This is a genomic window from Arthrobacter sp. ZGTC212 (genome assembly GCF_002929255.1).
In the GTDB taxonomy this organism is placed as follows: domain Bacteria; phylum Actinomycetota; class Actinomycetes; order Actinomycetales; family Micrococcaceae; genus Arthrobacter_B; species Arthrobacter_B sunyaminii.
This window is the reverse complement of the sequence record NZ_PJIJ01000002.1, coordinates 923,295-935,099: the sequence shown is the minus strand read 5'-3', so window position 1 is coordinate 935,099 and position 11,805 is coordinate 923,295. Positions and strand designations below refer to the sequence as shown.

The following is an 11,805-nucleotide window of genomic DNA, read 5'->3' as shown; positions in this document are numbered from 1 at the left end:
TGTCATGGAAAGCCTTGATCACCAACGATCCATGACCTCCCAGCTGGACGATGTCCGCACCGCCATCGATGAAATCGACGAGGAAATCGTGGCGCTGATCTGGCGCCGGGAGCGGCTGGTGCGCCTCGCCGGTTCCCTCAAGGACAACGACGCCGAAGTCAAAGCTCCCGCGCGCGTCGAGGAGGTCCTCGAGCATGTCCGAACCACAGCACAAGCCCAGGATGGTGACCCCACAGTGGTGGAGGCCACGTACCGGGCCATGATTGATGCCTTCATCGACTACGAGCTCAAAGTGCGGCATGAAGCGCAGACGCAGGCCAAACTGGATGCCTTTTCCCGCAGCTAGCTGACGGGCGGGATGCCGGATTGCAGGTGTGGGGTACGGTACTCACACGTCATAGGTGCCCCGCACCGGGACAGCAGCCAGGGGGAGAAGCAGATATGGACCAGGAACAGACCGCACCGGAACAATGGCGGACCATCGCTGCTGCGCTCGCGGATGAGCGCCGGCTGCGGCTCTATGCGCGGATAGTCACGGCTGCCGAGCGGGGTGCACCCCTTGACGGCCAGGACCTGGACCCCAAGGAACGCAAATCGCTGGCCGTACTGCAAAAGGCCGGCCTGGTTACCTCCGGCGCGTGCGATGTCCATCCCGCAGGCGGTGTGTTTGCCCGGTTGCTGGCCAGCGGCAAGGAAGCACCGGATACCTCGGTGCGCAGGTTCCTTGTGAACGGAAAAATCTCTTCGTATCCCCGGCGGCAGGCCGACCGGCTGGAGTTGCTCCACTACGTTGCCGGCCACGTCTTCGAATCCGTTCCGGCACCCCCGGGAGAGGTTCCCGTCCTGACCGAAAGGGAGATCACCGGCCGCCTGGTCGGTTATTCCACCGATCCCGCCGCCGTTCGCCGCTACCTGGTGGATGAGGGGATCGTCCTGCGCAATCCGGAGGGATCGCGTTACTGGCTGGCAAGTCCGCGCCCGGCGGACGGCATGGAATTTGCTTAGTGCAACTTGCTGCTACGAGGTTCCCTCTTCAAGGATCGACACGATGGAGAAGAGCGTAAAGCAGATGGCTCCGAGTCCAACCAGCACGTGCGCGCCGACAAAGAACGCCGGCTGGGTGTCTGCGGCTTCAAAGAGGAACGCGGCGAAGAACAGACAGGTCAGGGCTGTTCCGATGGGCATGAGCGGGATGCGGTTGGCCAGGGCAAACGTGCGGCGCCAAACGAGGGCCAGCAGCAGCACTTTCGACAGGATGCTGAAGCAGATCAGTCCGAGGCCGATCAGCACACACCCCGGAGCCAGCCGATAGGGCTCGCTGGAGCTGAACAGCACGAATAGTCCGAGCACTGCGTTGACCGTGCCCGCGGCCGCGACCAGCCAGGCCCAGGCGAAACGCTCGCCGTCGCTGAAGGCGTTGCGCACCTGGCGCACGATGCTCGCGACAAGGGCGATCAGCGCCGTGCAGATCGCTGAAAGACCGATCAGAACGTGGCCGGCAACGAACCCGGGAGTGTCTCCGCGTACCAACAGTCCGGTCGCAAGACAGAAGCCGACGACGGCGGCCGCCGCCGGAACCGTGATCATGACGGCGCCGACGGTGCGGGAGTGGGCGCCCTCCGGCGGGCCGTCCAGAGGATTGAGCAACTGTGCTGACTGGATCAGCGTGAACTTTGTGGATGCGGCGGCAACGGTGCTGACGCACGCCGCGACCAGGCCAACGCCAATCACAACGAAGCCCGCCGTGAGGTTCTGCGCGGTGTTGTCCCGGTTGGCCAGAACGATGCCCCAAATGACGGCGGCGGCGGCAACCACATAGCCGGAGAGCGGCAGGACGATTCCCCAGACGCGTCCGTAGCGGTCGATGAGCTGTCTGATGATGGTGGCCGCCGTCGTGAACAGTGCATAACAGATGGCGGTCAGCCCCACGTTGACGTGTCCTGCGACAAAGTGATCGGCATCGTCCCGCCCGGCCAGGATGTAGAGGCCGTAGGACAGGCAAACAGCGCCCATCAGAAGCGGTATGGCGCGAAAAATGATGCTGATGGTGTGGTTCATGGCCTGCCCCGAGAGAATTGGCGGATCCCGTGCGGTTTCTTTCATCGCCGGTCGGCGGTAGTGCCAGTTTGCGCCTGCGGCACGGGCGGAACAACGCCGGAAGGCCCAAGGAGCGCCACTGGCCGTGCAACGTGCCGCCCGCCGCACGGACCGTTGACTTGGCAGGATGCCGGGCGTCGAATGGAAAGTGCTGTCTGGTCCGGCACTATTCAGGACGAACTCCCAAGGAGCGTCAATGGCCGCCAAATTTACCGCCCACGGCGCAGAAGCCACCCACCCCGTATCGCGCGCGGCCACCGATCTGGGTTCACCGGCATCGTCCCATCTGCTGGCCTCCCCACCCGCTGCGCCAAACGCACCCGCCAGCGCAACTCCCCGGGGCCGGCGCGGCGGACCGCCCGCCGGCCCCGGCGACGGTGCTCCGGCACCGCACGCGCGGCGGCAAACAGGGCTGGTCTTCGCCGGGTTGATCCTGGCCGTGCTGATTTCGGCCCTGGACCAGACCATTGTGTCGACGGCGCTGCCCACCATTGTGGGAGACCTCCAGGGCCTGGACCACCTGTCCTGGGTGATTACGGCCTATCTGCTCACCTCCACCATCGGACTGCCGATCTACGGCAAACTCGGCGACCTGCTGGGACGCAAGAACATCTTCGTCTTTGCCATTGCGGTGTTCCTGGCCGGCTCCGCCCTGTCCGGGCAGGCGCACAGCATGACCGAGCTGATCACCTACCGGGCCATCCAGGGGGTGGGCGGCGGCGGGCTGATCATCGGCGCACAGGCCATCATCGGTGACATTGTCTCCGCCCGCGACCGCGGCCGGTACATGGGGCTGATCGGTGCCGCCTTCGGGCTGGCATCGGTGAGCGGCCCGCTGCTGGGAGGCTATTTAACCGAGTACTGGTCCTGGCGGTGGATTTTCTACATCAACCTTCCGCTGGGCCTGATCGCACTGGCCGTGATCATCACCTCCCTGCACCTGCCGAACAGGCCCGGACCCCGTCCTCCACTGGACTACGTGGGCGCCGTCCTTCTGGCCGTCATCAGCGCCGCGCTGGTGATGCTGACCAGCTGGGGCGGAACCACCTATGCCTGGACGTCCCCGACCATCCTCTGGCTGGGAGCAGCCGCCGCCGCCGGCATTGCAGTCTTCATCCCCGTGGAACTGCGTACCGCTGAGCCGATTCTGCCGCTGCAGCTCTTCCGTAACCGGAATTTCCTCGTCTGCACCCTGGTGGGCCTGTCCGTGGGGCTGGCCATGTTCGGCAGCATTTCCTACCTGCCCACCTTCCTGCAGATGGTCAACGGCGCCTCAGCCACCATGTCCGGACTGATGATGCTGCCCATGACCGCCGGCGTGCTGATTACCTCGATCGGCACCGGGCAGCTGATTTCCCGTACCGGAAAGTACAAGATCTATCCCATCCTCGGCGCGGCCGTGATGATCATTGGGCTGTTGCTGCTCTCCCGGATTTCCAACACCACGCCCTACTGGTTCACGGCGCTGGGCATGTTTGTTCTGGGTCTGGGCATCGGAGCACTGATGCAGAACCTGGTGCTGATCGTGCAGAACAGCGTCCCCGCGCAGAACATGGGCACCGGCGTATCCTCCGCCAACTATTTCCGGCAGATGGGAGGTTCGCTGGGGATCGCGGTGTTCGGCTCCTTCTTTATCAAGCGGCTGAATGACCAGGTGGGGGACGCCCCCGCCCAGGCTGCGGGTGTGCTCCGCAACGGAGTGAACTCGATCAGTCCGTCCGAACTGAAAATGCTGCCCGCGCCGGTGCGGGACTTTATTGCCCAGGCCTTCGGGGATGCCCTGCCGCCAATTTTCCTGCTCGGCATTCCGGCGTTGGGCGCCGGCCTGATCATGACCCTGTTCATCAAACAGATTCCGCTGTCCGAGACCGCGCGGGTGCACCTCGGAGATGCGGAGCAGGAACCAACCGCCAAGTAAGCGTTAACCGGCATCAGGCACCACCGGCTAGGAGACCGCACCACATGTCCCACAAAGCACTTTCACCACGGATCGCCGCGAGCCCGGCAGCATTGGTTCCCGGCAATCCGGGGCCTGCGCCGGGTACGCAGCTGCAGGGTACGCGAAAGCACGGACGGCACCGGGAGGAGGCCGCGCCGGCGGCGATGCCCAAACGGAACCTGTCCCTGGTCTTCACCGGGCTGGTGCTGTCCGTGCTGCTGGCAGCCCTGGACCAGACCATCGTGGCGACAGCGCTGCCCACCATTGTGGGGGACCTGAACGGGCTCGAGCACCTGTCCTGGGTGGTCACTGCCTACATCCTGGCAGCAACCATCGGCCTGCCGATCTACGGAAAACTCGGCGACCTGTTTGGCCGCAAGAGCATCTTCATTTTCGCCATTGTGGTGTTCCTGGTCGGCTCCATGCTGTCCGGGCTGGCGCAGGACATGGGTCAGCTGATCGGCTTCCGTGCACTGCAGGGCCTCGGCGGCGGCGGACTGATGATCGGCGCGCAGGCCATCCTGGGAGACCTCGTCTCTCCGCGCGAGCGCGGCAAGTACATGGGACTGATCGGAGCAGCCTTTGGAATTGCCTCCGTGTGCGGACCGCTGCTGGGCGGCTGGATCACCGATGCCTGGTCCTGGCGGTGGGTCTTCTACATCAACCTGCCCATCGGAGCGGTGGCGCTCGCCGTCGTCGTCACCTCCCTGCACCTGGCCAAACCCCAGGGAGCCCGCCCGCGGCTGGACTACGCCGGCGCTGCCTTGCTGGCCGTTGCGAGCGCCGCCCTGATCATGCTCACCACGTGGGCGGGCACCACCTATGCCTGGTCAAGTCCGCAGATCCTGGCTCTGGCCGCATTGACCCTGGCTGCGGGTGCGGCATTTGTGCGGGTGGAGCTGAAGTCCCGGGAGCCGATCATGCCGCTGGGCCTGTTCCGCAACCGGAACTTCCTGCTGCCCGTGCTGGTGGGCATCTCCGTGGGCATCGCCATGTTCTCCACCATTTCCTACCTGCCCACCTTCCTGCAGATGGTCAACCGGGCCACTGCCACCGAATCCGGACTGATGATGCTGCCGATGATGGGCGGGCTGCTGCTCACCTCCATCGGCACCGGCCAGCTGATTTCCCGCACGGGAAAGTACAAGATCTATCCGATCCTGGGCTGCGCGGTGATCATTGCGGGGCTGGTGCTGCTGTCCCGGATTTCCGACACCACGCCGTACAGCTTCACGGCGCTGGGGATGCTGGTGATGGGCCTGGGCATTGGAATGCTGATGCAGAACCTGGTGCTGATTGTGCAGAACAGCGTCCCCGGCAGGGACATGGGGGCTGCAATTTCCGCGGCGAACTATTTCCGGCAGATCGGTGCCTCTTTTGGCATTGCGCTGTTCGGCTCCATCTTCATCCACCGCCTGGGCAATGAGATTGCCGCGGCGCCGCAGGGGGCGGGGGCAGCGGTGGGCGGGGACATCAATTCCCTGAGCCCGGCGACGCTGCGCGGTCTGCCGGCGCCGGTGCAGGATTTCATCGGCGCGGCCTTTGGACACGCGCTGCCGCCGATCTTCCTGCTCAGTGTGCCCATTGTCGCAGTAGCCCTGGTGCTGTGCCTGTTTATCCGGGAGACGCCGCTGTCCACCGAGGTCCGGACGGAAGCGGGGGAGGAAGCTTAGGGGCGTCCGCGGAGGAATCCGGCGGCGGGAGTGCCGATTGTCAGATGATGGCCGTACACTGGAAACTGTTAGAACATATGTTCGAATTAGTTGCTGTCCACAAACCAATTTTGGCCGCCGCGACGGCTTGGGTGCGGGCACGCCTGCGGCTGGGAGGAAGCTGGAATGGGTGTCTTCAGTGAGGCGGTAGAGGTGGTGTGCTCACCCGCCGGCCAGCCGCTTCGGCTTGTCTGGAGCGGCCGCACCTACAAGGTGGCAGCGGATCCCGTGCGCTGGTATGAGCGCCGGAACTGGTGGGATGAGGAAGCCCGGGCGGAACGCGGGCGCGGTCCGGGGCTGGTGGATTCAGAGATCTGGCGGGTACAGGCCCGGCTGACCCCGCGTTCGCCGCTGCGCACCCTGGATCTCTCGCATGACATCAGCTCCGGCCGCTGGCGCCTGATCCGTATCCATGACGCCCTGCGGGAAAGCGCCTAGGAACTGCCGGATATGAGCTTCACCCATCTGCATGCCGCCACCGCCTTCAGCGCCCACTACGGAGTGTCCTGGCCGGAGGAAATGGCGCAGGCCGCTGCGGCCGACGGTGCAGACGCGCTCGCCTGCACCGACCGTGACGGGCTGTTCGGAACGGTCAAGCACCTGCGCGCCTGCATGGACGCCGGCGTTGATCCGATTGTGGGGGTGGATCTGGCGGTGCTGGGGGAGCCGGATGCTTCCGGTGCCCGGCCGGTCACCGGAAGAGTTGTGGTCCTGGCCCGCGGCCGTCGGCAGGGGGCCGGCTACCGCGCGCTGTGCCGGCTGATTTCCGATGCACACGCCGGCACCTCAGCGTCCGCGGCACGCAAGGGCAGCAAACCGGTGGGGGTGACCATGGCGCAGCTGGCGTCACGGGCAGCGGGCGACGACGGCGGTGAGGGCTCCGGTGCCCGCGGCCCCGGAACCGGCGGTGACACTAATCACGAGCCGCTCCTGACCGTCCTGGTGGGACCGCATTCCGACGTCGGCACCGCCATGCGCAGCCGCAGCTACGCCGTCGCCCGCACACTCTTTCGCCGCTGGCAGGAGACGCTGCCGCGCGCATCACTGGCCGTGGAGGTGGTGGCCCACCTCAGCGCCCCGGGGACCAACCTCAGCCTGGCCCACGCCGTGCGCATGCTCCGCCTGGCGGATGAAATGCAACTGCCGGCCATCCTCACCAACGCTGTGCGTTACGTGGATGCCGACGGCGCCGCCACCGCCGACGTCCTGGACGCAGCCCGGGCGCTGACCTCCATGGGGCGGCTTCCGGATTTGCAGCCCAACGGACAGGGCTGGCTGAAGAGCGCCGCGCAGATGAAGTCCCTTGCCCGCGAGATCAGCAACGAGGCGGGCTACGGAACCGCCGGGGCAGCCCGGATGCTCCGGGACACCGAGGCGCTCGCCGATGCCTGCCGGATGGATCCGGTGCTGGACATGGGGTGGAAGCAGCCGGTGGTTCCGGAGGCCTCGGTGATCGGCATCAACAACGAACCCATGGCCGAGCTGGTAAGCCGCTGCGAAGCCGGCATCGGCCGCCGGTTCCCCGCCCAGGATCCGGCCTCCGAAGCCCGGCTGCGCAACCGGCTGGCCCATGAACTGGGCATCATTGAACGGCTCGGGTTCGCCTCCTACTTCCTGACTGTCGCCGAGGTTTCCGCCATGATCACCGGCATGGGCGTGCGTGCCGCTGCCCGGGGCTCGGGAGCCTCCTCACTGGTGAACTATCTGCTGGGCATCAGCCACGTGAACCCGTTGGCCCATGACCTGATTTTTGAACGGTTCCTCTCCCGGGACCGTTCCACACTTCCGGACATCGACATAGACGTTGAAAGTGCCCAGCGGCACAACGTCTATCACCGCATCTTTGAACGCTTCGGCGCCGAACGGGTCACTCTGATGAGCATGCAGAACGGTTACCGGGCGCGCGGAGCGGTGCGCGACGCCGGCATGGCCCTGGGCCTGGCCGAAGAGGACATTGGCGCCGTGGCCAAACAGCTGTGGCGCTTCTCCGCCCGCAAGTTCCGTGAAGCGCTCGCGGAAAAGCCCGAGCTGCGGGACATCGCCGAACGGGTCCAGGGCAACCGCCAACTGGATTTGCTGGTGGACCTGACCGAACGCCTGGACCGGCTGCCCCGGCACATTTCCATGCATCCGTGCGGCGTGATCCTGGGGGACACCTCGCTGCTGGACCGCACACCGGTGCAACCCTCCGGCCTGGGCCTGCCCATGTCCCAGTTCGACAAACACGACATGGATCCCATGGGCATGCTCAAACTCGATGTGCTGGGCGTGCGGATGCAAAGCGCCATGGCCTACGCGCTGCAGGAAGTGCGCAGGCTGCATCCCACCAAGGAGGACACCGTCCGCGCCGGTGCACACCCCGTCGGACCTGCGGGGCGGGGTCCCGACTATGTGCTGGCGGACGGCTCCATTGACCTCGACGCCGTGCCCCTGGACGACCCGGCCACGTATGACCTGATCTGCAGCACCTACACGCTGGGATGCTTCCAGATCGAATCCCCGGGCCAGCGGGAACTGATCGGCAAGCTCGCCCCGCGGGAGTTCAATGATTTGATCATCGACATTTCGCTGTTCCGGCCCGGACCCATGAAATCCGACATGGTGCGCCCGTTCCTGGAACACCGGCACGGCTGGTCCCCGGAGGTGTATCCGCACGAAGCCCTGCGGCCGGTCCTGGCGGAAACGCACGGGGTGACGGTGTTCCATGAACAGGTGCTGCGCACCTTTGACGTGTTCACCGGCTGCGGATTGGCCAAGGCCGACGAACTGCGCCGGCTGCTGGGCAACGAGGATGCCGAAAAGTCAGTGGAAGACTTCTTCCGCACCGAAGCAGCCAAGCGGGGCTACGGCGCCGAAGTCATCGACAAGGTCTGGGGCACGCTGAAGGCCTTCGGCAGCTTCGGCTTCTGCAAGGCGCACGGGGCAGCCTTCGCGGTGCCCACCTACCAGTCCGCGTGGCTGAAGACCCACCACCCCGAAGCCTTCCTGGCGGGGATCTTCGAACACGATCCGGGCATGTATCCGCGCCGCCTGCTGGTGGCGGAGGCCCGGCGGATGGGGATCCCCATCCTGCCGCTGGACATCAACCGCAGCGGCGCGCAGTACCGGGTGGAACGGGTGCCGGCGGTTCCGGCAACACCCGGGCATCCGGCCCGGCCTTCGAAGCTGGGCATCCGGCTGAGCCTGGCCGGGATCTACGGATTGTCGGCGGCAGAGCTGCGGCGCATCACCGCCGGCCAGCCCTACGATTCCCTGGCCGACCTGCGCGCACGCGCCAGAGTGGGGCGGGCTACGCTGATGCGCCTGGCCTCCCTGGGAGCTTTCGATTCGCTGGCCCGGGAGACCGGAACCGGCGCCTCCCGCGCTGATCTGCTGCACCATCTGGACACCGCGCCGCCGCGGCCGGCCCCGCGGAAATACGATCCCATTCCCGGACAGCTGGCGCTGCCGCTGGGCGACACCGAACTAGAGAACCTGCGGCCGGAACTGCCCGAACCGACGCTGCGCGAGAAGGTGCGCACGGAACTTGATCTGCTGTCCGTGGACGTCAGCGCCCACCTCATCGACAGTTACGGTCCGCTGCTGGCCGAACTGGGCGTCACCAAGGCCCGCGACCTGATCGGTCTGCGGAACGGCTCCGAGGTGCTCGTGGCCGGCATCCGGGTGGCCACCCAAACGCCGCCCATGCGCGGCGGCCGCCGGGTGGTGTTCATCAGCCTCGACGACGGCACCGGGTGCGTTGACTGCACGTTCTTCACCGAGGCACAGGAGAAAACCGGTCCGCTCCTTTTCGGCACCGAGCTGATGCTGATCCGGGGGCTGACCCGCCGCACAGGGGAGCGCGGCATGAGCCTGCAGGCCCTGGAAGCATGGAACCTGGCGGACACTGCCTCGCTTCCGCTGCCCCGTCCCCAGCGCGGCAGGTTGGTAGGGCCCAACTCCAGCGGATAACATCAAAGGGGCGCAGAAAAGAGCCGGCCGTGTCCAGGCCGTGCCGCAGACGCCATACAACGAAATCTAGGAGACAACCGTGTCAGTGCCAGAGAAGTTCACCCTCATCGTCAACGACGAGGAGACCACGGTGGATACTGGCACCACAGGTGCACAGCTGTTCTTCGACCGCCGCGACGTCGTCGTCATGCGCGTGGACGGTGTCCTGAAGGATCTGGACACGGAGCTTGTCCCGGGCTCCGCCGTTGAAGCCGTGACCATCGACTCCGAAGACGGACTGAACGTGCTGCGCCACTCCACCGCCCATGTCATGGCCCAGGCCGTGCAGCAGCTGCGTCCGGACGCCAAGCTCGGCATTGGCCCGTACATCAAGGACGGTTTCTACTTCGACTTCGACGTTGCCGAGCCGTTCACCCCCGAGGACCTGAAGACCCTCGAGAAGATGATGCAGAAGATCATCAACTCGAACCAGAAATTTGTCCGCCGCGTGGTGAGTGAAGAAGAAGCCCGCGAAGCCATGGCCAACGAGCCGTACAAGCTGGAACTGCTGGGCAAAAAGGACGGCGCAGACGAAGCCGGCGAGGGCGCGAACATCGAGGTCGGCGCCGGTGAAATCACCATCTACGACAACGTGGACCGCAAGTCCGGCGACGTCATCTGGTGCGACCTGTGCCGCGGCCCGCACCTGCCGAACACCAAGCTGATCTCCAACGCCTTTGCGCTGACCCGTTCCTCCGCCGCCTACTGGCTCGGCGACCAGAAGAACCAGCAGCTGCAGCGCATCTACGGCACCGCCTGGCCCACCAAGGACGCCCTGAAGGCGTACCAGGAACGCCTGGCCGAGGCCGAGCGCCGCGACCACCGCAAGCTGGGCACCGAACTGGACCTGTTCTCCTTCCCGGATGAACTGGGCTCCGGCCTGCCGGTGTTCCACCCCAAGGGCGGCATCATCCGCAAGGCCATGGAGGACTACTCCCGCCAGCGGCACACCGAAGCCGGCTACGAGTTCGTCTACACCCCGCACATCACCAAGGGCCACCTGTACGAGGTCTCCGGCCACCTGGACTGGTACCGCGACGGGATGTTCCCTCCCATGCACGTGGACGAGGTCACCGACCCGGAGACCGGCGAGGTCACCAAGCCCGGCCAGGACTACTACCTGAAGCCGATGAACTGCCCCATGCACAACCTGATCTTCCGCTCCCGCGGACGGTCCTACCGCGAGCTGCCGCTGCGGCTGTTCGAATTCGGTTCCGTGTACCGCTACGAAAAGTCCGGCGTGATCCACGGCCTGACGCGCGTGCGCGGCATGACCCAGGACGACGCCCACATCTACTGCACCCGCGAGCAGATGAAGGACGAGCTGACCACCACCCTGAACTTCGTCCTGGACCTGCTCAAGGACTACGGCCTGGATGACTTCTACCTGGAACTGTCCACCAAGGATCCGGAGAAGTACGTCGGCTCCGACGACGTGTGGGAGGAAGCCACCCGCACCCTGGCCGAGGTGGCCGAAGAATCCGGCCTGGACCTGGTCCCGGATCCGGGCGGAGCCGCTTTCTACGGCCCCAAGATCTCCGTCCAGGCCCGCGACGCCATTGGCCGCACCTGGCAGATGTCCACCATCCAGCTGGACTTCAACCTGCCCGAACGCTTCGAGCTCGAGTACCAGGCCGCCGACGGCACCCGCCAGCGTCCGGTCATGATCCACCGCGCCCTGTTCGGTTCCGTGGAACGCTTCATGGCAGTGCTGACCGAGCACTACGCCGGCGCGTTCCCGGCCTGGCTGGCACCGGTTCAGGTGGTTGGCATCCCCGTGGCCGAGGCGTTCAACGACTACATGTTCGACGTCGTCGACAAGCTCAAGGCCGCCGGCATCCGCGCCCAGGTGGACACCGGAACCGACCGCTTCCCGAAGAAGATCCGCACCGCCTCCAAGGATAAGATTCCATTTGTCCTGATTGCCGGCGGCGACGACGCCGATGCCGGAGCAGTGTCCTTCCGCTTCCGCGACGGCAGCCAGGACAACGGCGTGCCCGTGGAAGAGGCCGTCAAGCGGATTGTCGAAGCCGTACGGAACCGGGACAAGTAGGACGGCGGCGGCAG

General features: G+C 65.7%; 8 protein-coding genes. 7 read left to right on the top strand and 1 reads right to left on the bottom strand.

Annotated features, from left to right (window positions below; translation table 11 throughout):
- The first annotated feature begins 4 nt into the window (after positions 1-4).
- Positions 5-346 carry a chorismate mutase gene (locus CXQ89_RS10960; protein ID WP_104161237.1) on the top strand — a complete coding sequence of 114 codons (342 nt, stop codon included), beginning with the start codon at positions 5-7 and terminating at the stop codon, positions 344-346.
- 95 nt (positions 347-441) lie between these two features.
- Positions 442-1,005, top strand: a complete 564-nt coding sequence (locus CXQ89_RS10955; RefSeq protein WP_104161236.1) for a DUF2087 domain-containing protein — start codon at positions 442-444, stop codon at positions 1,003-1,005.
- A gap of 12 nt (positions 1,006-1,017) precedes the next feature.
- Here CXQ89_RS10955 and CXQ89_RS10950 read toward each other — a convergent pair whose 3' ends face one another.
- The gene (locus CXQ89_RS10950) at positions 1,018-2,103 is read right to left on the bottom strand and encodes a DUF2776 family protein (protein WP_219815590.1); all 1,086 of its coding nucleotides are present in this window, start codon (positions 2,101-2,103) and stop codon (positions 1,018-1,020) included.
- Positions 2,104-2,293: 190 nt separating this feature from the next.
- Here CXQ89_RS10950 and CXQ89_RS10945 point away from each other — a divergent pair, with 190 nt between their 5' ends.
- From CXQ89_RS10945 to thrS, 5 genes are all read left to right on the top strand, one after another.
- Positions 2,294-4,015, top strand: coding sequence for an MDR family MFS transporter (locus CXQ89_RS10945; RefSeq protein ID WP_104161235.1), 1,722 nt, complete (start codon positions 2,294-2,296; stop codon positions 4,013-4,015).
- 44 nt (positions 4,016-4,059) lie between these two features.
- Positions 4,060-5,709 carry an MDR family MFS transporter gene (locus tag CXQ89_RS10940; protein WP_104161234.1) on the top strand — a complete coding sequence of 550 codons (1,650 nt, stop codon included), beginning with the start codon at positions 4,060-4,062 and terminating at the stop codon, positions 5,707-5,709.
- Positions 5,710-5,874: 165 nt separating this feature from the next.
- Positions 5,875-6,186: a DUF6504 family protein gene (locus CXQ89_RS10935; protein WP_104054007.1), complete on the top strand. Its 312-nt coding sequence runs from the start codon at positions 5,875-5,877 to the stop codon at positions 6,184-6,186.
- A 12-nt stretch (positions 6,187-6,198) separates the two neighbouring features.
- Entirely contained in the window at positions 6,199-9,699 is a 3,501-nt protein-coding gene (locus tag CXQ89_RS10930; protein ID WP_104161233.1) for a DNA polymerase III subunit alpha, read from the top strand.
- A 79-nt stretch (positions 9,700-9,778) separates the two neighbouring features.
- The gene (thrS, locus tag CXQ89_RS10925; RefSeq protein WP_104054009.1) at positions 9,779-11,791 is read left to right on the top strand and encodes a threonine--tRNA ligase; all 2,013 of its coding nucleotides are present in this window, start codon (positions 9,779-9,781) and stop codon (positions 11,789-11,791) included.
- Positions 11,792-11,805 lie beyond the last annotated feature (14 nt).

Excerpts from the sequence above, each read along its gene's own strand:
- CXQ89_RS10935 (WP_104054007.1), top strand. The coding sequence starts at position 5,875 with ATGGGTGTCTTCAGTGAGGCGGTAGAGGTGGTGTGCTCACCCGCCGGC.
- CXQ89_RS10960 (WP_104161237.1), top strand. The coding sequence starts at position 5 with ATGGAAAGCCTTGATCACCAACGATCCATGACCTCCCAGCTGGACGAT.
- CXQ89_RS10955 (WP_104161236.1), top strand. The coding sequence starts at position 442 with ATGGACCAGGAACAGACCGCACCGGAACAATGGCGGACCATCGCTGCT.
- CXQ89_RS10945 (WP_104161235.1), top strand. The coding sequence starts at position 2,294 with ATGGCCGCCAAATTTACCGCCCACGGCGCAGAAGCCACCCACCCCGTA.
- CXQ89_RS10940 (WP_104161234.1), top strand. The coding sequence starts at position 4,060 with ATGTCCCACAAAGCACTTTCACCACGGATCGCCGCGAGCCCGGCAGCA.
- CXQ89_RS10950 (WP_219815590.1), bottom strand. The coding sequence starts at position 2,103 with ATGAAAGAAACCGCACGGGATCCGCCAATTCTCTCGGGGCAGGCCATG.
- CXQ89_RS10930 (WP_104161233.1), top strand. The coding sequence starts at position 6,199 with ATGAGCTTCACCCATCTGCATGCCGCCACCGCCTTCAGCGCCCACTAC.